Annotated in this window: 20 protein-coding genes; 14 read left to right on the top strand and 6 right to left on the bottom strand. The window is 71.8% G+C overall.

Annotation, left to right across the window (positions count from 1 at the left end; translation table 11 throughout):
- Positions 1–124 precede the first annotated feature (124 nt).
- Together DK419_RS13985 and DK419_RS13980 are read left to right on the top strand one after the other, a co-directional pair.
- Entirely contained in the window at positions 125–1,327 is a 1,203-nt protein-coding gene (locus tag DK419_RS13985) for a GGDEF domain-containing protein (protein ID WP_109959616.1), read from the top strand.
- Between the two features lie 365 nt (positions 1,328–1,692).
- Positions 1,693–2,928 (top strand): GGDEF domain-containing protein, encoded by a 1,236-nt coding sequence (locus DK419_RS13980; RefSeq protein WP_109959615.1) that lies wholly within the window; start codon positions 1,693–1,695, stop codon positions 2,926–2,928.
- A gap of 100 nt (positions 2,929–3,028) precedes the next feature.
- Here the strand turns inward: DK419_RS13980 and DK419_RS13975 are convergent, their stop codons facing one another.
- The gene (locus DK419_RS13975) at positions 3,029–3,307 is read right to left on the bottom strand and encodes a hypothetical protein (protein ID WP_109959614.1); all 279 of its coding nucleotides are present in this window, start codon (positions 3,305–3,307) and stop codon (positions 3,029–3,031) included.
- Positions 3,308–3,348: 41 nt separating this feature from the next.
- Positions 3,349–4,059 carry a carbonic anhydrase gene (locus DK419_RS13970; protein ID WP_109962302.1) on the bottom strand — a complete coding sequence of 237 codons (711 nt, stop codon included), beginning with the start codon at positions 4,057–4,059 and terminating at the stop codon, positions 3,349–3,351.
- Between the two features lie 265 nt (positions 4,060–4,324).
- Between DK419_RS13970 and DK419_RS13965 the strand changes: the two genes are divergently transcribed.
- Positions 4,325–5,326 (top strand): 4-hydroxyproline epimerase, encoded by a 1,002-nt coding sequence (locus tag DK419_RS13965; protein WP_109959613.1) that lies wholly within the window; start codon positions 4,325–4,327, stop codon positions 5,324–5,326.
- 17 nt (positions 5,327–5,343) lie between these two features.
- Here the strand turns inward: DK419_RS13965 and modA are convergent, their stop codons facing one another.
- Positions 5,344–6,123, bottom strand: coding sequence for a molybdate ABC transporter substrate-binding protein (gene modA / locus DK419_RS13960; RefSeq protein WP_109959612.1), 780 nt, complete (start codon positions 6,121–6,123; stop codon positions 5,344–5,346).
- A gap of 198 nt (positions 6,124–6,321) precedes the next feature.
- Here modA and DK419_RS13955 point away from each other — a divergent pair, with 198 nt between their 5' ends.
- From DK419_RS13955 to DK419_RS13925, 7 genes are all read left to right on the top strand, one after another.
- A complete protein-coding gene (locus tag DK419_RS13955) occupies positions 6,322–7,131 on the top strand; it encodes a glutathione S-transferase family protein (protein ID WP_109959611.1) in 810 nt (269 codons plus the stop codon).
- Between the two features lie 46 nt (positions 7,132–7,177).
- Positions 7,178–7,789, top strand: a complete 612-nt coding sequence (locus DK419_RS13950; protein ID WP_109959610.1) for a TRAP transporter small permease — start codon at positions 7,178–7,180, stop codon at positions 7,787–7,789.
- Entirely contained in the window at positions 7,786–9,111 is a 1,326-nt protein-coding gene (locus DK419_RS13945) for a TRAP transporter large permease (RefSeq protein ID WP_109959609.1), read from the top strand. Before DK419_RS13950 ends, DK419_RS13945 begins: the two co-directional genes overlap by 4 nt.
- A 240-nt stretch (positions 9,112–9,351) precedes the next feature.
- Positions 9,352–9,696, top strand: a complete 345-nt coding sequence (locus tag DK419_RS13940) for a hypothetical protein (RefSeq protein WP_109959608.1) — start codon at positions 9,352–9,354, stop codon at positions 9,694–9,696.
- A complete protein-coding gene (locus DK419_RS13935) occupies positions 9,693–11,153 on the top strand; it encodes a methyl-accepting chemotaxis protein (RefSeq protein WP_109959607.1) in 1,461 nt (486 codons plus the stop codon). The genes DK419_RS13940 and DK419_RS13935 overlap by 4 nt, the downstream gene beginning before the upstream one ends.
- Positions 11,154–11,236: 83 nt before the next feature.
- On the top strand, positions 11,237–11,815 hold the full coding sequence (locus DK419_RS13930; protein ID WP_109959606.1) for an NADPH-dependent FMN reductase: 579 nt from the start codon (positions 11,237–11,239) through the stop codon (positions 11,813–11,815).
- A gap of 86 nt (positions 11,816–11,901) precedes the next feature.
- Positions 11,902–12,318: a YybH family protein gene (locus DK419_RS13925; RefSeq protein ID WP_109959605.1), complete on the top strand. Its 417-nt coding sequence runs from the start codon at positions 11,902–11,904 to the stop codon at positions 12,316–12,318.
- A gap of 27 nt (positions 12,319–12,345) precedes the next feature.
- On the opposite strand, the gene DK419_RS13920 is transcribed toward DK419_RS13925, so the two are convergent.
- The 3 genes from DK419_RS13920 to pcaF form a co-directional block, all read right to left on the bottom strand.
- Complete coding sequence (locus tag DK419_RS13920) at positions 12,346–13,383, bottom strand: KpsF/GutQ family sugar-phosphate isomerase (RefSeq protein WP_109959604.1); 1,038 nt, start codon at positions 13,381–13,383, stop codon at positions 12,346–12,348.
- Positions 13,384–13,555: 172 nt separating this feature from the next.
- Entirely contained in the window at positions 13,556–14,515 is a 960-nt protein-coding gene (locus tag DK419_RS13915; protein ID WP_109959603.1) for a helix-turn-helix transcriptional regulator, read from the bottom strand.
- Between the two features lie 346 nt (positions 14,516–14,861).
- The gene (gene pcaF, locus DK419_RS13910) at positions 14,862–16,076 is read right to left on the bottom strand and encodes a 3-oxoadipyl-CoA thiolase (RefSeq protein WP_109959602.1); all 1,215 of its coding nucleotides are present in this window, start codon (positions 16,074–16,076) and stop codon (positions 14,862–14,864) included.
- 153 nt (positions 16,077–16,229) lie between these two features.
- On the opposite strand from pcaF, the gene DK419_RS13905 reads away from it, so the two are divergent.
- The 4 genes from DK419_RS13905 to DK419_RS13890 all read left to right on the top strand — a co-directional run bounded on the left by DK419_RS13905 (position 16,230) and on the right by DK419_RS13890 (position 22,327).
- A complete protein-coding gene (locus tag DK419_RS13905; protein WP_109959601.1) occupies positions 16,230–16,604 on the top strand; it encodes a hypothetical protein in 375 nt (124 codons plus the stop codon).
- Positions 16,605–16,911: 307 nt separating this feature from the next.
- Positions 16,912–18,114 carry an efflux RND transporter periplasmic adaptor subunit gene (locus tag DK419_RS13900; protein ID WP_245442957.1) on the top strand — a complete coding sequence of 401 codons (1,203 nt, stop codon included), beginning with the start codon at positions 16,912–16,914 and terminating at the stop codon, positions 18,112–18,114.
- A gap of 13 nt (positions 18,115–18,127) precedes the next feature.
- Positions 18,128–21,301, top strand: a complete 3,174-nt coding sequence (locus tag DK419_RS13895) for an efflux RND transporter permease subunit (protein WP_109959600.1) — start codon at positions 18,128–18,130, stop codon at positions 21,299–21,301.
- A gap of 219 nt (positions 21,302–21,520) precedes the next feature.
- Positions 21,521–22,327: a pentapeptide repeat-containing protein gene (locus tag DK419_RS13890; RefSeq protein ID WP_109959599.1), complete on the top strand. Its 807-nt coding sequence runs from the start codon at positions 21,521–21,523 to the stop codon at positions 22,325–22,327.
- The last annotated feature ends 131 nt before the right edge of the window (positions 22,328–22,458 follow it).

Raw genomic sequence — 22,458 nt, 5'->3', positions numbered from 1 at the left:
GCTGTAAGATCAAGAGCCGTCCGATCTGGGAAAACATTCAAGAAGACGACGTTTCGTCGATTAAGAGACGAGTAGGTGTTGCGACCTAAGAAATTCCGGTCCGAGGCCTCGAAGGAGGGCGACCGTGAGTGCCGGCCCTTCCCCGCAGCAAGACGAGACATTCCGCCTGGATTGGCTGCTGCGCTTCGATTCCCGCACCGACCTGCGCTACGAGGCGGAGCACGGCCGGGAGCGCGTCGCCGCGTTGCGCCACATCGTTCTGTTCGGCTTGCCCATCTACAACGTCGACATCGTCACCAGCCTGTGGCTGACGCCGGACATCGTCGCGCCGAGCATCGTCTGCCACCTGCTGATCGTCACGCCGGTCTCCCTGGTGCTGGTCTGGCTGATCACGCGTGTCGGGCCGACCTGCCGCGAGGTGCTCGCCCTCCTGGGGATGATCGGGGCCGCCGCCATTCCCGTCCTGCTGTTCTGGCTGACGACGTCGCCGCGCGGAGCCTACATGTTCCACGGGGCGATCCTGACGATCGTCTACGGCAACATGCTGCTGGCGCTGCGCTTCCGGTACGCCCTCGTCTTCACGGGCGTGGTCTTCCTGTTCGCCGTCCTGGCCGCCGCCACCAAGGCCGGCCTCGACCCGGGCCTGCGCTTCGCCCTGCCGGTGCAGTTCGCCACGGGCAGTACGTTCAGCCTCTACGCCAACTACCGGATGGAGCGGCAGCGCTGCCGCGAGTACCTCCGGGTGCGGGCCGCGCAATCCGCCTCCGAGGCGGCCGAGGCGGCGCGCCGGCGCTACCAGGACCTCTCGGGCACCGACGCCCTCACCGGCCTGCCCAACCGCCGCCTCCTCGACGAGCGGGTCGAGGACTGGCTGTCGGAGGACCGCGCCCTCGCCCTGATGATGATCGACGTCGACCACTTCAAGCCGTTCAACGACACCCTCGGCCACCCGGAGGGCGATGCCTGCCTGCGCCGGGTGGCCGCCGTGTTCTCGGGCGTCGCGACCGGTCCCGACATCCTGGCCGCCCGCTTCGGCGGGGAGGAATTCACGGTCGTCGTGCGCGATGTCGGGGCCCTGGAGGCGGCCCGGCTCGCCGCCGCCCTGGTGCGCGCCGTCGAGAACCTCGGCATCCCCCATCCGGGCCGTCGGGACGGCATCGGCGTGGTCACCGTCAGCGTGGGCGTCGCGCACAAAGCCGCCGACGTGATCCGCACCCGCAACGCCCTGGTCGAGCAGGCCGACCAGGCGCTCTACCAGGCCAAGCGCCGGGGGCGGAACCGCTACGCCCTCGCGGACGGCGTCGTCCCCGTGGCGGCGGCCGGGTAGTCCGACGGTCCCGCGGGAGATTGCCCGCTCGCGCGACGGGTTCATGCCTCGGCGTCGCTCCCGGGTGGTGCAGCCGGCCCGGTCCCGGATCCTGCGCGGCGGCCGAGGCGGCGAGGACGCCGTCATCCAGGTCGCGGATGGCCGAGGCCGCGGAGGTGCGGAGCGTCGTCCGGCCGGCGCCCCGGCAGGAAGGCGGCGCCGGGCCGCGCATATCCTCCGACGTCCCGCCTGCCCTTGCAGAACAGGGTGCAAGTCAAGCAGGATAGGAAGATGGTCCGTCGTAACCCGCTCGGCTCTTAAGAAGAGGGTAGGCCTTATGACGTAAGGAAGATCGAACTCGTCACGTTGGCGGCACAAAAAGGGGCGTGATCTTGCCTGCCGGCCTTCCCGCAGAGCCCGACCGGACCGGACGCCTGGATTGGCTGCTGCGCTTCGATTCCCGCACCGAGGCGGAGTACGAGGCGGAGCATGGCCGGGAGCGCGGCGCCGCGTTGCGCCAGATCATCCTGATCGGCCTGATCTTCTACAACGCCTACAACTTCACCGGCATGATGCTGATGCCGGACATCGCCGAACTGAGCGTCGTCGCGCACCTCCTGGTCGTCACGCCGGCCTCCGCGCTGCTGGCCTGGCTGGTCGTGCATCTCGGGTCGAACCTTCGCGAGATGCTGATCCTGTCCGCGATGATCGCCGTCGTCGCGGCGCCGCTATTCCTGTTCTGGCTGACGGCTGCCCCGCTCGGCGCCTACACGTTCCACGAGTCGGTCCTGGCGATCGTCTACGGCAACCTGCTTCTGGCGCTGCGCTTCCGGCACGCCCTCGTCTTCACGGGCGTGGTCTTCCTGCTCGCCGTCCTGGCCGCCGCCACCAAAGCCGGCCTCGACCCGGAACTGCGCTCCGCCCTGCTCGTGCAGTACGGCACCGGCTGCACCTTCAGCCTCTACGCCAACTACCGGATGGAGCGGCAGCGCTGCCGCGAGTACCTCCGGGTGCAGGCCGCGCAATCCGCCTCCGAGGCGGCCGAGGCGGCGCGCCGGCGCTACCAGGACCTGTCGGGCACCGATCCCCTCACCGGCCTGCCCAACCGCCGCCTCCTCGACGAGCGGGTCGAGGACTGGGTCTCGGCGGACCGCGCCCTCGCCCTGATGATGATCGACGTCGACCACTTCAAGCCGTTCAACGACACCCTCGGCCACCCGGAGGGCGATGCCTGCCTGCGCCGGGTGGCCGCCGTGTTCTCGGGCGTCGCGACCGGTCCCGACATCCTGGCCGCCCGCTTCGGCGGGGAGGAATTCACGGTCGTCGTGCGCGATGCCGGTGCGCCGGAGGCGGTCCGGTTCGCCGCCGGCCTGGTGCGCGCCGTGGCGGCGCTCGGGATCGCGCATCCCGGGCGTCCGGACGGCCTCGGCGTGGTCACGGTCAGCGTCGGCATCGCGCTCAAGACGGCGGGCGCCGCCCGTGACCGGGACGCGCTGTTCGCCGAGGCCGACCAGGCGCTCTACCGGGCCAAGCGCAGGGGGCGGAACGGACACGCCCGGGCGGAGGGCGACGGGGCCATCGCGGCGATCCCGTCGATGGGCGGGATCGCGCGATCCGCCTGATCCGATCGGCGGCGCCGGACCCCTCCCGCGTCGCCCGGGCCTGCCGCCGACGGCGAGGGGTGACGAGGCGGCCGTGCCGCGGGGAGCGCGGGACGTCCGGTCAGCGGCCGGTGCAGCGCAGGGCCTCGCGCTGGCAGGCGAAGCCCGGGGTCGAGCAATGGACCCCGTCGGTGCCGCGGGTGCAGACGCGGCAGGAATCGGTCCATTCGCGGCAGCCCGGATCGTCGGCGGGCGATACGATCGCCGTGTGAGGGGCGGCATGGGGCACCGGCCCGCCGGCCGGTGCGAAGTTGGCGACGAGGATCGTCGCCAGGGTGGCGCCGGCGGCGATCCAGGCGAAGGCGGCGTCGCGGGAGCGGTCGGGTCGGGTCTCGGCCATGCCGAGGGTCCTCACCCGCCGCTCCTCGCCTGTCAATCCGCCTACTCGGCCGCCCGGGCCGCGGGCGTCCCCACGCCGGCGGCGGCGAGGCGCGGCGCCGCCGAGGCCTCGGCGACCGGCAGCTCGTCCTCCTCGGCCAGGACCACGAAGCGGCCGGCCTCGCCGTCATAGACCAGGAGGTGGCCGGTCTCGATCTCGAACAGCCAGCCGTGCAGGGTGAGCTGGCCCGAGGCGAGCGCGCTCGCCACCGCCGGATGGGTGCGCAGGTGGTTGAGCTGCGCCAGCACGTTCTCCATCGCCAGGGCGTGCAGGCGGCGCTTGTCGTCGATGTCGTCCGGATAGGCGTCGCAGACGATCTTGCGGGCGGCCTCGCCGTGGCGCAGCCAGGCGGCGACGCTCGGCATCTTCTCGGCCAGCCCCGGGGTCAGCAGGCCCTTCATCGCGCCGCAATCCGAGTGGCCGCAGACGACGATGTCGCGCACGTTGAGCGCCATCACGGCGTACTCGACCGCCGCGGTCACGCCGCCCATCATGGTGGCGAAGGGCGGAACGATGTTGCCGACGTTGCGGGTGACGAACAATTCGCCCGGACCGGCCTGGGTGATCAGCTCGGGCACGACCCGGGAATCGGCGCAGGAGATCACCAGCGCCTTCGGCTTCTGGCCGTCATGGACGAGGCGCTGATAGACCGAGCGCTGGCTCGGGAAGACCTGCTCGCGGAACTGGGTGAACCCCTGAACGATATTGTCCATCATCGGAAAGACCTCCTCTCGCCGGCCGCGACCGTGCGGGCCCCGGGGGAGCCGCGCCATGATCCGGAGAACGTGGCAGGCGCGCCCGGGTTGCCCTGCGTCGTGCCTCTGCCTGTGCGTCATCTGGCCCGGCACCGGGGCGGGATGAGAAGCCGGCCGCGACCGTGGCCGGACGATGCGGAGGTGCGACGCGCTATGACGGCGCGGCGATTTCTGCGACGAAGGTCCCGCCCGAGAAGCCGCCTCCCCTGTTCGGAGCCCCGCCATGCACCCGCACACCTTCCTCTGCGTCGATGCCCATACCTGCGGCAACCCGGTGCGGGTGGTCGCCGGCGGGGGGCCGGTCCTGCCCGACGTGTCCATGGGCGAGAAGCGGCAGATCTTCCTCAGCCGGCACGACTGGGTGCGCCGCGCCCTGATGTTCGAGCCGCGCGGCCACGACGCGATGTCGGGCTCGATCCTCTACCCGCCGTCGCGGGAGGATTGCGAGCTCGGCATCCTGTTCATCGAGGTCTCGGGCTGCCTGCCGATGTGCGGCCACGGCACGATCGGCACCGTCACGGTGGCCCTGGAGCAGGGCTTCGTGGTGCCCCGCGTCGAGGGCCGCCTCGCCCTCGAGGTCCCGGCCGGCAAGGTCGAGGTCGAGTACCGCCGCGACGGCCGCTTCATCGAGGAGGTCCGGCTCTACAACATCCCGAGCTACCTGCACGCGGCCGACGTCCGGGTCGAGGTGCCGGGCCTCGGGGAGCTCACCGTCGACGTCGCCTACGGGGGCAACTTCTACGCCATCGTCGAGCCGCAACCCGGCTGGGCCGGCCTCGACGCCATGACGTCGGCCGACATCCTGACCCTCTCCCCCCGGGTGCGCGAGGCGGTGCAGCGGGCGGTGGCTCCGGTCCACCCGGAGGATCCGCGGATCCACGGCTTGAGCCACGTGCTATGGGCCGACCGGCCGAAGCATCCCGAGGCCCATGCCCGCAACGCGGTGTTCTACGGCGACAAGGGCATTGACCGCTCGCCCTGCGGCACCGGCACCTCGGCCCGGATGGCACAGCGGGTCGCGAAGGGCCTGCTCAAGGTCGGCGACGACTTCGTGCACGAGAGCATCATCGGCACGCTGTTCCACGGCCGGGTCGAGAGCGCCGCCGAGGTGGGCGGGCGGGCCGCCATCCGCCCGAGCATCGGCGGATGGGCCCGGGTGATCGGGCACAACACGATCCTCGTCGACGAGCGCGACCCCCTCGCCTTCGGCTTCCAGATCGCGTGAATCGGAGCGGGGCGTGCCTATTGCGACGCCCCCTCCCCGATCACCGTGAAGCCTTGCGCCTCGAAGAAGCGCCGGGCGGCCTTGCTCCGCAGGTAGGCGAGGAAGCGCTGACCGCCCTCGCCCTTGGCCTCCGCGGTGACCGCGAACGGATAGATCACCGGCGGGTGGCTGTCGGCGGGAAAGACCCCCACCACCCTGACGCCCGGATCCGACTTCGCGTCGCTCTCGTAGACGACGCCGAGCGGCGCCTCGCCGCGTGACACGAGGGCCAGCGCCGCCCGCACGTTGTCGGCCTGTGCGAGCCGCGGCTGCACCTGCGCCCACAGACCCAGCGTCTCGAACGCCGCCTTGGCGTACTTGCCGATCGGCACCGAATTCACCTCGCCGGTGGCGAGCCGGCCGTCGGGGCCGAGCGCCCGGGCGAACCACTCCGGCGTGAACGCCGCCTCGGCGACCGTCGCGTCCTTCGGCGCCACCACGACGAGGCGGTTGCCGAGCAGGTTCACCCGGGTCCCGGGCCGGATCAGCTTGCGGGCGGCGAGGTAGTCCATCCATTCGAGGTCGGCCGAGGCGAACAGGTCGGCGGGCGCCCCCTGCTCGATCTGGCGGGCGAGCGCCGAGGAGGCGGCGTAGCTCGCCCGCACCGGAACCCCGCTCTCGGCCGTGAAGGCTTTGCCGGCCTCGTCGAGGGCGTTCTTCAGGCTCGCGGCCGCGAACACCGTCGTCGGCTCCGCCGCGGCGGCTGGGGCCGCGAGCAGCATCAGGCAGGCGGCCCAGAGGGCGCGGGTGCGGCGCATGGCAGGGGTCCTCGGCTCGTCGCGACGGGACGTTCGATCGTCGCGTTATATGCAGCTGCACATAGCGCCGACCAGTCCCGCTCCGTCCGGGCGCCCGCTTTTCCCGCGGCCACCAACCATCGTCGGGTTCCCGCGCCGTACTGCCGCGTGCGACACTGGCCCAAACGAACAAGACGGCGTCCGGGGGGAACCATCGCCATGCTGCTCTACGAGCACCCGCTCTCGTCCTATGCGCAGAAGGTGAAGATCGCCCTGCGCGAGAAGGGCGTGACCTTCACCGCCGAGCTGCCCGAGACCTTCGGCACCGGCCGGACCGACGGTCCCTTCGCGGCGGCCAATCCCCGCGCCGAGGTGCCGGTGCTGGTCGACGGCGAGGTCCGGATCTTCGAATCGACCGTGATCCTCGAATACGTCGAGGAGCGCTGGCCCGAGCCGCCGCTGCTGCCGCGCGACCCCGCGGCCCGCGCCCAGGCCCGCATGACCGAGGAGGTCTGCGACACCCAGTACGAGGCGGTGAACTGGGGCTTCGGCGAGATCCTGTGGTTCCGCCGCGCCGACGGAGCGCTCGCCGACCACCTGCGGGCGCAGGCCGCGGCGCAGACGAAGACCTTGCAGGACTGGCTCGCCGGCCGCCTCGGCGAGGCGGAGTGGTTCGGGGGGGCGTCCTTCGGCTGGGCCGACGCGGCGGCGGCCCCGTTGGTCAACCGCTCGGTGCATTACGGGCTCGGGCCCCGCGAGGGCAGCCGGCTCGCGCGCTGGCATGCCCGGGTGCGCGAGCGCCCGTCCGTGGCGCGGACCTTCCGGGAGTTCGACGCGGCGGCGGCCCGGATGGCCGAGGCCGCCGACCTCTACACCACCGGCGGGCGCCGGCGCGAGTACCGCGACCACCGCCTCGAATGGATGGTGAAGTCCGGCGGCGTCGAGGTGGTGCTGGCGGGCCTGCGCGACCTCAACATCCGCTTCCCCTGGCCCGAGGGCAGCGCCCGGCCCGCCGCCGACGCATCCTGACGCGCTCTTCCCCACATCCCGACACCCGCCGCTCCCGGGAGACCCCATGCACCCCCTGCGCATCCTCGACCGCCTCGAGGAGATCCTGATCGCGAGCCTGATGGCCGGCGCGACGCTGCTGATCTTCGTCGCCGTCGTGCACCGCTACGCGTCGAGCATCGACGCCCTCTATCCCATCACCGCCGCGATCCACCTCTCCTGGGCCCAGGAGCTGTGCATCTACATGTTCGTCTGGATGGCGAAGTTCGGCGCGGCCTACGGCGTGCGCACCGGCATCCATGTCGGCGTCGACGTGGCGGTGAACCAGCTGCCGCCGGCCTGGCGCAACCGGATCGTCCTGTTCGGCCTCTTCTGCGGCGCCCTGTTCACGGCCGTCGTCGGCACGATGGGCGCGCGCTTCGTCTACGGCCTCGTCGATACCGACCAGACCACCCCCGACCTCGAGATCCCGAGCTGGATCGTCTACCTGGCGATCCCGCTCGGCTCCTACCTGATGTGCTTCCGCTTCCTGCAGGTCGCCTGGAGCTTCTGGCGCACCGGGGAGCTGCCCCACCACGATCCGGGCCACGTCGAGGGCGTGGTCGAGAGCCCGCACGCTGCCGAAGACCTGGCCAGGGATCTGGCGAACGAGACCCGCACCGGAGGCACCGCCCGATGAACGCCGCCATCATCTTCGGGCTGCTCATCGCCCTGATGCTCACCGGCATGCCGATCTCGATCGCGCTTGGCCTGTCGGTGCTCACCTTCCTGTTCACCATGACCACCGTGCCGATCGAGGCGGTGGCGCTGAAGCTGTTCACCGGGATCGAGAACTTCGAGATCATGGCGATCCCGTTCTTCATCCTGTCGGGCAACTTCCTCACCCATGGCGGCGTCGCCCGGCGGATGATCAACTTCGCCACGGCGATGATCGGTCATTGGCACGGGGGCTTGGGCCTTGCCGGCGTCATGGCCTGCGCTCTGTTCGCCGCCATCTCGGGCTCGAGCCCGGCCACCGTCGTGGCGATCGGCTCGATCATCCTGCCCGCCATGGTGGCGCAGGGGTTCCCGAAGCGCTTCGGCGCCGGCGTCATCACCACCTCCGGCGCGCTCGGCATCCTGATCCCGCCCTCGATCGTCATGGTGATGTACTCGGTGGCGACGAGCGGCGCGGTGGTGACCGGGCCCGACGGCGCGCGCGTCTCCTCGGCCTCGATCTCGACCCTGTTCGTCGCCGGCGTGATCCCGGGCCTGATGCTGGCGGCGTTGCTCGGCCTCACCACCTGGTACCGGGCGCGCAAGTTCGGCTACCCGCGCATGCCCAAGGCCAGCTGGCGCGAGCGCTGGGTCGCGTTCCGCAAGTCGGTCTGGGGCCTGCTGCTGATCGTGCTGGTCTTGGGCGGCATCTACAGCGGCGCCTTCACGCCGACCGAGGCGGCCGCCGTCAGCGCGGTCTACGCCTTCGTCATCGCGCTGTTCGTCTACCGGGACCTCACCTGGCGCGACGTGCCGCGGGTGCTGCTCGACTCGGCCAACATGAGCGCGATGCTGCTCTACATCATCACCAACGCGGTCCTGTTCTCGTTCCTGATGACGAGCGAGCAGATCCCGCAGGCGATGGCGAGCTGGATCACCGGGGCCGGCCTGAACTGGGTGGTGTTCCTGCTGATCGTCAACCTCCTGCTGCTCGTCGCCGGCAACGTGATGGAGCCCTCCTCCATCGTGCTGATCATGGCGCCGATCCTGTTCCCGATCGCCGCCAAGCTCGGCATCGACCCGGTGCATTTCGGCATCCTGATCGTGGTCAACATGGAGGTCGGCATGTGCCATCCCCCGGTCGGCCTCAACCTCTACGTGGCGTCCGGCATCACCCGCATGGGGATCACCGAGCTGACCATCGCGGTCTGGCCGTGGCTGCTCACGATGCTGGGCTTCCTGGTGGTCGTGACCTACGTGCCGGCGATCTCGCTGTGGCTGCCGCGGATGCTCGGCATGATGTGAGACCCGGGCCGGCTCCCTCGCTCCGGCAGCGCGCGAGGGAGCCGGCCCGGCCGGGTGCCCATGATCCGGATGCCGATGATCCCGGCGCTCATGATCCCGGCGCTCATGATCCCGGTACCGGGGTGCGGCCCGGGGCCGCGCGAATGAAGGGGCGTCCGCGACTTTTCCAAAACCGACTTTACCCTTCGTCAGGTAATGGAACGTAACGGTTATCTGCTTTCATCGGCAGATCGATCCGACGTGCGCCTTCCTGGACGATACCTCCCGGCCCTCCCTGCCGCCTGCTGGCTCGCCCTGGCGCTGCTGGTCCCGGTCCTCGTCGCGCTCGCGCCCCGCTCCGGCACCGTCGCGGTGCTCGGGCCTCCCGCGGCCGGGGCGGCGGGAGCCGCCCGCATCGTCGCGGCGGCGGGCGGCGTCCTCCTGCGGGCCGGCCGCCTCGACGGCCTTCTGATCGCCTCCTCGAACGAACCGGGCTTCACCCGCCGCCTCTACGCGGCCGGGGCCTGGCTCGTCGTGCATCCGGCGCTGGCCGGTCCCTGCGCGCCCCCCTCTTCGCTTCCCCCGACGGACCCGCTCCCGCGATGATGACCATCGACTCGCTCCGGCGCGCCTTCGCGCGCGTCCTGGTGACGCTCCTGTGGCTGCACCTGCCGGTGCTCGCCGCCACGCAGATCCTGGTCGGCGGGATCGATCCCGTTCCGCTGGCCGGCGCCGGCCTGCTCGCCCTGGTCACCACGCTGCTGTGGTGGCGCGACCCGATCGGCCTGCCGACCCGGCTCACCAGCGCCGTCGCCCTCATCGGCATGCCGGCCCTCCTGATCGCCGCCCTCGACGGCCATCCCTGGCAGGCCGACACCCACATGTACTTCTTCGCCTGCCTCGCCGTGCTGGTCGGCTGGTGCGACTGGCGGGTGCTGCTGGCGGCGGCGGGCGCGACGGCGCTGCATCACCTCGTCCTCAGCCTCACCGTGCCGGCCCTGGTCTTCCCCGGCAGTGGCACCGGCGACATCGCCCGGGTGGTGCTCCACGCGGTGATCGTGCTGATCGAGACCGGGGTCCTGATGTGGGTCGCGCACCGGGTCGCGCTCGCCTGCTCGGCCCTCGACACCGCCGAGGCGGCCGCGGTCCAGATCGATGCCTTGCGCCGGCTCGAGGCCGAGCGGAGCCTCGCCGAGGGCGAGGCCGAGCGGGCGCGCCGGGCCGCGACGCGGCATCTCGCCGACGGGTTCGAGGTCGCGGTCGGCGGCATCGTCGGGGAGGTCTCGCAGGCCGCCGGCGATCTCCAGGCCACTGCCCACACCCTCTCGACGGCGGCCGACCGCAACGCCGCCCAGGCGCGCACCGTGGCGGGCGCCGCCGCCGACACGGCCGAGGCGGTCGACGCCATCGCCGGGGCGATGAAGGATCTCGGCGCCTCGGTCGCCGAGATCGGCCGCCAGGTCGAGGCATCGGCCGATCGCGCCGAGGCGGCGGTGGGCGAGGCCGCCCGCACCGCGGAACTGGTGCGCGACCTGAGCGAGGCCGCGACGCGGATCGGCGACGTGGTCGGGCTGATCTCCTCGATCGCCGACCAGACCAACCTGCTCGCGCTCAACGCCACGATCGAGGCGGCTCGGGCCGGGGCCGCCGGCCGCGGCTTCGCGGTGGTCGCCGCCGAGGTCAAGGAACTCGCCGGCCAGACGGCGCGAGCGACCGACGAGATCACCGGCCAGATCGGCCGGATCCAGGCCTCGACCGAGCAGGCGGTCGGTGCCATCGGGGCGATCGGCGGCCGCATCCGCGAGATCAGCGCCGTGACCGGGGCGATCGCGGCGGCGGTCGAGGAGCAGGATGCGGCGACGCAGGAGATCATCCGGACCGTCGGCGCGGCGGCGACCGGGACCGGCGCGGTGCGCGAGACGATCGAGGCGGTCGCCGGCCTCGCGGGCGAGACCGGGCTCGCCGCCGAGCGGATGCTGGCCTCCGCCTCGGCGCTGTCGCGCCAGGCCGGGCACCTCGACGGCGAGGTCCGCGACTACGTCGCCTCGGTGCGGACCGGGTGACGGGCGGGGGTGGGATCCCGGGCTTCGCGCCCCGGCGGGATGCGGTAGGATCGCCGGGCGGTCCCGTCCCGAAGGAGCCTGCCATGTCGCTCGTGATCCCGGTCATCCTCGGCTCGGTGCGCCAGGGGCGCAACGGCCTGCGCGCCGCCCGTTACCTGGTCCAGGCCCTCGAAGCCCGCGGCCACGAGGCGCCGCTGGTCGATCCGGCGGAACTCGCCCTGCCGTTGCTCACGCGGATGTACAAGGAGTACCCGAAGGGCGAGGCGCCCGAGGCCCTGGAGCGCCTCGCCGCCCTCTACCGCCGGTCGGACGGCGTCGTGGTGGTCTCGGCGGAGTACAACCACAGCATCCCGCCGGCCCTGTCGAACACCCTCGACCATTTCCTGGAGGAGTATTTCTGGAAACCCTCGGCGATCGTCTGCTACTCGGCCGGCCGCTACGGCGGCGTGCGGGCGGCGATGCAGCTGCGCGCCATGCTGGGCGAACTCGGCACCCCGAGCATCCCGTCGCTGCTGCCGATCCCCGAGGTGCACAAGGCGCTGGACGAGGACGGCCGCCCGCTCCAGCCCTGGCTCGAACGCCCGACCGGCCGGTTCCTCGACGAACTGACGTGGTACGCCGAGGCTTTGCGGGAGAAGCGAAGGGGTGGCGTGCCGTACTGAACGCTTCGGCGCGCACCGAACCATCCGTGGGACGTGCAGGAGTAGCGTCCGGCGCCGGCCATCGATCGCGCCGGCGAGGATCGACCATGAACGCAGAGGCCGCCTTCCGCCACATCCACGAGCGATGGCACGATGCCGTCGTGCGCCGAGACATCGACGGGCTGATGGCGCTCTACGCCGACGACGCCGTCCTCGAGAGCCCGCTGGTCTGGGCGTCCCTGCCGGAGGGCGGAACCGGCATCCTCACGGGCAAGGCCGCGATCCGGGACTTCTTTGCGCTCGGGTTCCGGTCGCCGCAGAACGGCCTCGGCCGCTGGCACCGCAGCGGTGTCTTCTTCTCGGAAGGGCAGCAGCTGGCCTGGGAATACCCGCGCGAGACGCCCGACGGCGATCAGATCGACCTGATGGAGATGATCGACGTGTCGGGCGCGCTCATCGCCCGTCACCGGGTTTACTGGGGCTGGGTGGGCGTGCGGACGCTCTCGCGCCTGCCCGGGCGGTAGTCCCGGGCAGACGGGCCGGCCGTGTCCTCACACCACCCCGGCCCGCAGGATGTCGTGGATGTGCAGGATGCCCACCGGGCGCCCGCGCTCCACCGCGAACAGGGCGGTGATCTGGGTGCGGTTCATCAGCTCCACGGCGGCGCTGGCGAAGGTGCCGGGGGTGGTGGTGATCGGCGTCGGCGTCATGATCTCCTCGACCCGGCGAGCGAGGAGGTCGCTGTGGCCGGCGCCCCGGCTCATGTGGCGGCGCACGTCGCCGTCGGTGATCATGCCGACGAGCCGGCCGTCCTCGTCGACGATGCCGGCGCAGCCGAAGCGCTTGCCCATCACGGCGATCAGGGCCTCCGAGACCCGCAGGCCCCGGGGCACCAGCGGCATCTCCTCGCCCGCGTGCATCAGCTGGGCCACGGTCTTGAGCCGCGCCGCGAGCTTGCCGCCGGGGTGGAAGACCTTGAAGTCGCTGGCCGAGAAGCCGCGGCGCTCGAGCAGCGCCACCGCGAGCGCGTCGCCGAGCGCGAGCTGGATCACGCTCGAGGATGTCGGCGCGAGGTTGTGTGGGCAGGCCTCCTTCACCAGCGGCAGCGGCAGCAGGATGTCGGCGGCCTGGCCGAGGGTGCTGCCCGGGTTCGAGGTCATGCCGATCAGCCTGACGGCGAAGCGCCGGGAGAAGCTGATGAGGTCGCCGAGCTCGGTCGTCTCGCCCGACCAGGACAGGGCGATGACGATGTCCTGCTGGGTGATCATCCCGAGGTCGCCGTGGCTGGCCTCGCTCGGGTGGATGAACGAGGACGGCGTGCCGGTCGAGGCGAGCGTCGAGGCGATCTTGCGCCCGATATGCCCGCTCTTGCCGATGCCCGACACGATCACCCGGCCGGGCGTGTCGTGGATCGCCGCGACGGCGGCGCCGAACCCGGACTTCAGCTCGTGGTCGAGGGCGCGGGCGAGGGTGAGGAGCGCCTCGGCCTCGGTGCGGACGCTGCGGATGGCGGAGAAATGCGCCGCCTCGACCACCTGCCCGCTCTCGGCCTCGGCCGCGTAGCTCCCGGCCCGGTTCGAACTCTCCATCGTGCTCCTCGACCCCGACATCATCGCTGGCGGAGCCTGCCGACTCATTTGCGGCCAGAATACGTGCGGCGCCCGGGCCGTCGGCGATTTTCGTCGCCGGCGGCCCGGGCGTGGCCCGGGAGCCTCAGGCCCGGCCCGGCACTTGGCCCGGCACTTGGCCCGGTGCTCGGCCTCAGGCCCCGTGCCGCGCCCCGTTTCCGAGATAGCCCTCGACCAGGCCGGTCAGCTCGGCGGCGGTCTCGGCGACGGTGTGGTCGGCGGTGTCGATCACCGCGCGGGCGCGGGCATAGAGCGGCTCGCGGCTGACCAGGATACCGCGGATCTCCCGCAGGGCGTTGTCGCTGTCGGGGATCCGCGTCGGGGCGATGCCCTTGGCCGCCTGCTCGCGCACGCGATGGATGTGCTCCTCCGGCCGCGCCTTGAGCCAGACGGTGAAGAAGGCCGAGAGCAAGAGGTCGAAGGTGACCGGCTCGGCGACGATGCCGCCGCCGGTCGCCAGCACCATCGGACCCGGCCGCTCGGCGAGGCGGCGCAGCGCCCCCTGCTCCAGGCGGCGATAGGTCTCCTGGCCGTAGATCGCGAAGATCTCGGCGACCGACAGGCCGTTCTCGCGCTCGATCTCGCGGTTGAGCTCGACGAAGGTCCAGCCCATCCGCTCGGCGAGGATGCGTCCCAGCGTCGACTTGCCGGCGCCGCGCAGGCCGATGAGCGCCACGCGCTGCGCCGGGGCGTCGCCGGGCGCGGCGGCGCCCGACAGGACCCGCTTGGCCTCGGCGATCTGGTCGGCCCCCGCCTTCTCCAGGAGGTCGCGCACCACCGGCCAGTCCGGCGGGCTCTCGACCGCGGCGATCAGGTCCTCGAGCCGCACCCCCATGGCGAGCGCCACCCGGCGCAGCAGGATGATCGAGACGTTGCCCTGCCCGCCCTCGAGCTGGGCGATGTAGCGCTCCGAGAGCCCCGAGGTCTGCGACAGCATCTTGCGCGACATCGCCCGCACCGCCCGCATGGTGCGGACGCGCTGGCCGAGGACGGTCAGGAACTCCGCCTCCGCGTCGCCGGCCTCGTCGGCCCGGGACCCCTCGGCGCCGGCGGGCTCGTCCGCGCCGGGGCGCGAACCGGTTCTGTTGGGCATGGCGGACCTCACCGGGGCCGGCGGGCGAAGCGGCGGCTTCGTCCGGGCAGCGGGAGGGCGGGGCCGGTGGGGAGGCTGTGGCAGGTCATGGGATCGTGTGCGCCGCGGCGGCCGTCCTGCGGGGGCGGGCGGGTCCTACCGAGCGGGTTCGTTCCTTCGGAGCGGGTTCTTCGGGGCGGGTTCTTCGGGGACGGGCGAGACCGCCCCATGCTTAGCCCATGCTGTGAGGCCTCGCCATGGTGCAGTGCGGGACGATCGCGGCGAATGCCGGGTTTCCGGCGTCGGCCCCGGCTTTTCCACGGCGGGACCGGGCGCGCCTGCGTCGTCCCGCCGCGGAGGTCGGGCGTCAGCCGACGCGCTCGACCGCGAGCGCCACCCCCTGGCCGACCCCGACGCACATCGTCGCGAGGCCGAGCCGGCCGCCGGTCCGGGCGAGCTGGAGCGCGACGGCACCGGCGATGCGGGCGCCCGACATGCCGAGCGGATGGCCGAGCGCGATGGCGCCGCCGTTCGGGTTCACGTGCTCGGCGTCGTCGGGCAGGCCGAGGCCGCGCAGGCAGGCGAGCGCCTGCGAGGCGAAGGCCTCGTTGAGCTCGACCGCGTCGAAGTCGGACGGCTTGAAGCCGAGCCGGGCGCAGAGCTTCTCGACGGCGGGAATCGGCCCGATGCCCATGACGCGGGCCGGCACGCCGGCCGAGGCGAGACCGAGCACCCGGGCGATCGGGGTGAGGCCGTGGCGCTCGGCCGCCTCGCGCGTCGCCAGCACCAGGGCGGCGGCGCCGTCGTTGACGCCGGACGCGTTGCCGGCCGTCACCGTCCCGTCCTTCCTCACGAAGGGCTTGAGCTTGGCGAGACCCTCCGCGGTGGTGTCGGCCCGCGGATGCTCGTCGCGCTCGACCTTGACGTGGCCGCCCTTGCGGTCGGGAATCTCGACCGCGACGATTTCCCGGGCGAAGGTGCCGTCGGCTTGCGCCCGCGTCGCCCGCTGCTGCGAGCGCAGCGCGAAGGCGTCCTGGTCGGCGCGGCCGACCTGGTAATCCTCGGCGACGTTCTCGGCGGTCTCGGGCATCGAATCGACGCCGTACTGAGCTTTGAGCACCGGGTTGATGAAGCGCCAGCCGATCGTGGTGTCGTGGATCTCGGCCTGGCGCTGGAACGCGCCCTCGCTCTTGCCCATCACGAACGGCGCCCGGGTCATCGATTCGACGCCGCCCGCCACCGCGAGGTCGAGGTCTCCGGAACGGATCGCGCGGGCCGCGGCGCCGACCGCGTCGAGGCCCGACGCGCAGAGGCGGTTGAGGGTCAGGCCGGGCACCCGCTCGGGGTAGTCGGCGAGCAGGAGCGCCATGCGGGCGACGTTGCGGTTGTCCTCGCCGGCCTGGTTGGCGCAGCCGAGGAACACCTCCTCGACCGCCTCCTTGAGCGCCGGGTTGCGCCGCGCGAGTTCCGCCAGCGGCACGGCGGCGAGGTCGTCGGCCCGCACACGGGCGAGCGCGCCGCCGTAGCGGCCGATCGGGGTGCGCACGTAATCGCAGATGTAGACGTCCCGTGCCGCGCTCATGACGGTCCTCCCGGTCTCGATTTCGAAAAATCGGTACGGCGGAGCGCGGGAGCGATCAAGCCCCCGCGCCGTCCCGGTCGCGCCGCACCCAAGGTCAGACAGAATGTCGCGGCGCCTTGTGCGGTGCGGCCGGAACCCCCACTGTCCCGCTCCGTGACCGGTCGTTTCTGGACATCTCTCGCGCGTCTCTGCGCGACCGCCTTCCTCGGCCTCGGCCTCGCCCTCCTGGCGGTGTCGGCGGCGGATGCCGCGTCCGGCCGTCCCGAGCCGGTGCTGCGCGCGGCCCAGGGCGCCTCGCCGATGGCGAGCCTGCACGCGCACTGGGTTAAGGCCCCGGCCTGCACCCTCACGGCCGGCGGCGTCGACAATCCCCGGCCCGACGACGGTGGGGCGGCCAGCATGAACCTCGCCTGCCCGGGCGACGGTCCGGCCGCGGCCGCCGCCACGCTGATGCCGCCGCGCCGCCTCGGCGCGCGGATCCGCGAGGGCGCCGCCCTGCCCGAGCGCCCGCCGAAAGCCTGCGCCTGACGGCCGACGCCGCCCCTTGCCGGGAGCACCCTTGCCGGGACTGCCCTTGCCGGGAGCGGACGCTCCGTCACATCTCCGCCTCGGAACCCTGCGAGCCTCGCAGCCAGCGACGCCCCGTGCCCTCGGGTATGGCCCGGCAGCGCAACCGACGCGTGATCCCGTAGACCCGACAGTTCCGCTCGCGACGCCTCCCGCCCGCGAGCCAAGGCCCGATATTTTCGTGGGCCCGACGTCCACCGGACCCATCGCCGGAAGCCCGGCGGCGCGATGCGCCGCGGCTTCCCACCTGCGCAGGAAAGACCGACCCGTGACCCAACGCCGCCGCATCCTCCTCGGAGCGACCGCCCTCCTCCTCGGGCTCGCCGCCTGCAAGCCGGCCGAGCAGGCCGCCGCCCCCGCGGCCCCGACCGCGCCGCCGGAAGTCTCGATCGTGACGGTGAAGCACCAGCCGATTCCCTACGAGCGCGACCTGCCGGGCCGCGCGGCGCCGACCCGCATCGCCGAGGTGCGGGCCCGGGTCGCCGGCCTCGTCATCAAGCGCACCTTCGAGCAGGGCAGCCAGGTCAAGGAGGGCGACGTCCTCTACAAGATCGACCCGATGCCGTTCCGCGCCGACCTCGCCAGCGCCGAGGCGACGCTCGCCAAGGCCGAGGCCGCGCAGGTCCTGGCCCGCCAGCAGGCCGAGCGCCTGGAGACCCTGCTCACCCGCCAGACCGCGAGCCAGGCCCAGTACGACGCCGCCTTCGCGGGCCAGAAGCAGGCCGAGGCCGAGGTCGCCGGCGCCAAGGCCGCCCGCGACCGCGCCCAGCTCAACCTCGGCTACACGGACGTGCGGGCGCCGATCTCGGGCCGCATCGGCCGGGCGCTGGTGACGGAAGGCGCGCTCGTCGAGCAGGGGGCGGCGAGCAACCTGGCGACGATCCAGCAGCTCGACCCGATCTACGTCGACATCACCCAGTCGGTCGGCGAGCTGAACAAGCTGCGCCGGGATCTCGCCAGCGGCGAGCTCGACCGCCTCGCCGCCGACGTGGCGAGCGTGCGCGTCATCATGGACGACGGCTCGCTCTACCCCGAGCCCGGCCGGCTGCTGTTCTCCGACGTCACCGCCGATCCGAGCACCGGCCAGGTGACCTTGCGCGCCGTCGTCCCGAACCCGCACGGCGAGCTCTTCCCCGGCATGTACGTGCGGGCCCGGATCAAGCAGGGCATCGATTCCGACGCGATCGCGGTGCCGCAGCAGGCGGTGCACCGCTCCAACGACGGCCGGGCCCAGGTCTGGCTCGTCGGCGAGGGCGAGAAGGTGGTGCTGCAGCCGGTCGAGGTCGGCCCGGTGGTCGAGGGCCAGTGGGTGATCCGCGAGGGGCTGAAGGCCGGCGACCGGGTCGTCGCCGAGGGCTTCCAGAAGATCGTCGCCGGCACCAAGGTCGCGACGGTGCCGTTCGAGACCACCACGATGGCGGCGGCCGGCGCGGGCTCCCACCCCGCCCCCGCTTCCACCGAGCAGCGCTGAGGAGGACCGAGCCTTGGCGAGCTTCTTCATCGACCGGCCGATCTTCGCCTGGGTCGTCGCGCTGTTCATCTGCTTAGGGGGCGTTCTCACGATCCCGATGCTGCCGGTGGCGCAGTACCCGATCATCGCGCCGCCCTCGATCGCCCTCTCCACCGCCTTCCCGGGCGCCTCGGTGGAGGACCTCTATACCGGCACGACGCGCCTCATCGAGGATGAGCTGAATGGTGCTGCCAACATCCAGAGCTTCGAATCGGCGAGCGATTCGTTCGGCGTCATCGAGATCACGGCGAACTTCGAGCCGGGCACCGATCCGGGCTATGCCGGCGTCGAGGTGCAGAACCGCCTGAAGCGCGTCGAGGCGCGCCTTCCGGCGGAAGTGCGCCAGCAGGGCATCCTCGTCGAGGAGGCGTCGGCCGCGACCCTCAACATCATCACCCTCGTCTCCAAGGACGGGTCGATGGACGAGGTCGCGCTCGGCGACTTCCTGATCCGCAACGTCATCAACGAGATCCGCCGCATCCCGGGCGTCGGGCGCGCCACCCTGTACTCGACCGAGCGCTCGTTGCGCGTCTGGATCGACCCCGACAAGCTGCGCGGCCTGTCGCTCAACGCCTCGGACGTGACGCAGGCGATCACGCGCCAGAACGTCCAGATCGCGTCGGGCGCCGTCGGCGCCCAGCCGAGCCCGGAGGCCCACAAGGTCAACTTCCCGATCGTCGTGAAGGGCCAGATGCGGGCGCCGGAGGAATTCGGCGCGATCGTGCTGCGGGCCAACCCCGACGGCTCGACCGTGCGCCTGCGCGACGTCGCCCGCATCGAGCTCGGCGGCGAGGACTACAAGTTCACCACCCGCCTCAACGGCGGGCCGGCCGCCGGCATCTCGGTGACGCTGGCGCCGGACGGCAACGCCCTCGACACCGCCAAGGCGATCCGCGCCAAGATGGTGGAGCTGTCGCAGTTCTTCCCCGACACGGTGAAGTGGGACATTCCCTACGACATCACCCCCGCCGTCGAGGCCTCGATCGAGAAGGTGCTCCACACCCTCGTCGAGGCGGTGGTGCTGGTGTTCATCGTGATGTTCCTGTTCCTGCAGAACATCCGCTACACCCTGATCCCGACGATCGTGGTGCCGATCGCGCTCCTCGGCACCTGCACGATCATGCTGCTCGCCGGGTTCTCGATCAACGTGCTCACCATGTTCGGCATGGTGCTGGCCATCGGCATCCTGGTCGACGACGCGATCGTCGTCGTCGAGAACGTCGAGCGGATCATGTCCGAGGAGGGCCTGTCGCCCAAGGAGGCGACCCGCAAGGCGATGGGCCAGATCACCGGGGCGATCATCGGCATCACGCTGGTGCTCGTCGCGGTGTTCATCCCGATGGCGTTCTTCCCCGGCTCGGTCGGCATCATCTACCGCCAGTTCTCGATCGCGATGGTGACCTCGATCGCCTTCTCGGCCTTCCTGGCGCTGTCGCTGACGCCGGCGCTCTGCGCCACGCTGCTGAAGCCCGTCGAGGCCGGGCACGGCCACGCCAAGCGGGGCTTCTTCGGCTGGTTCAACCGGATCGTCGACCGTGAGACCGCCCGCTACGGGCGCGGCGTGTCCTGGGCGGTGGCGAAGTCCGGCCGGATGATGGTGGTCTACCTGATCCTGGTCGCGGGCGTCGCCTACGCCTTCGTGCGCCTGCCCGAGGGCTTCCTGCCGGTCGAGGACCAGGGCTTCTTCACGGTCGACATCCAGACGCCGCCGGGCTCCTCGTTCAACCGCACGCTCGCCGCGGTGAAGAAGACCGAGGAGCACCTGATGGCCCAGCCGGGCGTGGCGACCGTCACGATCGTCAACGGCTTCTCGTTCTCAGGGCAGGGCCAGATGACCTCGCAGGCCTTCGTGACGCTGAAGCCCTGGTCGGAGCGCGGCAAGGACCAGTCGGCGGCCGCTCTCGTCGCCGCCACCAACAAGGCGATGGCGAGCTACCGCGATGCGGTGATCCAAGCGCTCGAGCCGCCGCCGATCGACAACCTCGGCAACGCCTCGGGCTTCAGCTTCCGCCTCCAGGACCGGGCCCAGAAGGGCTACGCGGCCCTGATGGCGGCGCAGGAGCAGTTGCTGGCGCTCGCCCGCAAGAGCCCGATCCTCAAGAACGTCTACGTCGAGGGCCTGCCGCCCGCGCCGCAGGCGGAGCTGGTGATCGACCGCGAGAAGGCGGCGGCGCTCGGCGTCAGCTTCGCCGACATCAACGACACCATCCAGGTCAATCTCGGCTCGGTCTACACCAACGACTTCCCCAACCGGGGCAAGATGCAGCGGGTGATCGTCCAGGCCGAGGACGGCCAGCGCCTCAACGCCACCGACCTCCTGAACTACAGCGTCAAGAACCACCTCGGCACGATGGTGCCGATGTCGTCCTTCGCCGACCTCAAGTGGAGCGTCGGCCCGTCCCAGATCATCGGCTTCAACGGCTACCAGTCGGTCCGCTTCACCGGCGAGCCGGCGGCGGGCTTCACCTCGGGCGAGGCCATCGCCGAGATGGAGCGGCTGATGACGCAGCTGCCGAAGGGCTTCGGCTACACTTGGACCGGGCAGTCGCTGCAGGAGAAGCAGGCGGGTTCGCAGGCGACCCTGCTGCTGGCCCTCTCGGTGCTGATCGTGTTCCTGTGCCTCGCCGCGCTCTACGAGAGCTGGTCGATCCCGCTCGCGGTGATGCTGGTCATCCCGCTCGGCGTGATCGGCTCGGTCGCCGGCGTGCTGATCCGGGAGATGCCGAACGACGTGTACTTCAAGATCGGCCTCATCACGATCATCGGCCTCTCGGCCAAGAACGCGATCCTGATCATCGAGTTCGCGCGCGAATTGTGGCGGCCCGGCACCAAGCTGGTGCCGGCCACGGTCGAGGCCTCGCGCCTGCGCTTCCGCCCGATCGTGATGACCTCGCTCGCCTTCATCTTCGGCGTCGTGCCGCTCGCCATCGCGACCGGCGCGGCCTCGAAGAGCCAGCAGGCGATCGGCACCGGCGTGATGGGCGGGATGATCTCGGCCACCGTGTTGGCGGTGATCCTGGTGCCGGTCTTCTTCGTCGTCGCGATGCGGTTCTTCCAGCGGCGGCGCGTGCGCGAGGAGAACCTCGATGCGGCGCCCGGCACGGTGCACGCGCCGGAGCCGGCGCGGGAGCCCGCGCACGGGCATTGAGGCTGCTGGCGCGGGCCGGCCTTGCGGGCCGGCCCGCGCCGCTTCGGGCCACTCGGGATGAGATCACGGATGGGACGAGACTGAAGCGGGCGGCACTGATTCTGCCGACAAGGCAGCCTCTCGTCCCTTGGTGGACCTCGCCTCCGGGGCGGCGTGATGCTCTATTGCGGGCAACACGCAGGCGCCCGACCGATCGGCGCCGCATCCCGGGAGTGAACCATGCGCGCCCTCGCGTTCTGCGCCGCGCTCGCGATCCTGGCGGCAGGTCCGGCCGTCGCCGAGCAGGACATGCTGCTCGGGGCCGACATGACCTCGCCGGCGATGACGCAGGCCGAGATGAGCCGGGCCGACGTCGAGGCACTGATCGCCCAGGCCAAGGCCAGGGGCGGGCCGGTCGACCTCTCGGGCAAGGCCCTGTCCGGCCTCGACCTCTCCGGGCTCGACCTGCGGGGCGCCAACCTGCGCACCGCGCGCCTCAACCGGGCTGCCTTGCGCGGCACCGACCTCAGCGGCGCCAACCTCGAGCAATCCTGGTTCATCAAGGCGGACCTCTCCGGCGCCAGGCTCGTGGCTGCCCGGATGTTCGGCATCACGGCGCGGGACGCCAACTTCAGCGGCGCCGACCTCGGCCGCGCGGTCCCGATCGGCGATTTCCGGGGTGCCTCCTTCAGCGGGGCGAACCTCGCCGGCCTGAAGGGCGGGGCCGATATCAGGAACCAGTCGATGGGCCTGATGCGGACGGTGTTCGTGTCGGTGAACCTTTCCGGCGCGAACCTGCGCGGCGCCGATCTCGGCCGCGCCCGGCTCGACTACGCCGACCTGCGCGGCGCCGACCTCACCGACGCGGTGCTGATGGGCGCGGATTTGTCGGGGGCGAACCTGACCGGGGCGAATGTGGCGGGGGCGGATTTCAAGAATGCCGACGTCGCCGGGGCGCGGCTCGTCGACCTGAAGGGCGAGGACCGGGCCAGGGACTGGGCGGCCCGGGTGAACGCGGAGCGGGCGATCACGCGGAGACGCGAATAATACCGCATCACCGCCGAGCGGACACGTTCGACGGTGCCGGGCAAGCCCGAACGGGCGCCGGCGCCAATGCGCCGAACGCTCATGCATCGACGTGTCGATGCGTGAGCGGGAGGGTATGATCCGCTCCGCGT

This window comes from Methylobacterium terrae (assembly GCF_003173755.1).
Classification (GTDB): domain Bacteria; phylum Pseudomonadota; class Alphaproteobacteria; order Rhizobiales; family Beijerinckiaceae; genus Methylobacterium; species Methylobacterium terrae.
This window is presented reverse-complemented; position numbering and strand designations above follow the sequence as displayed.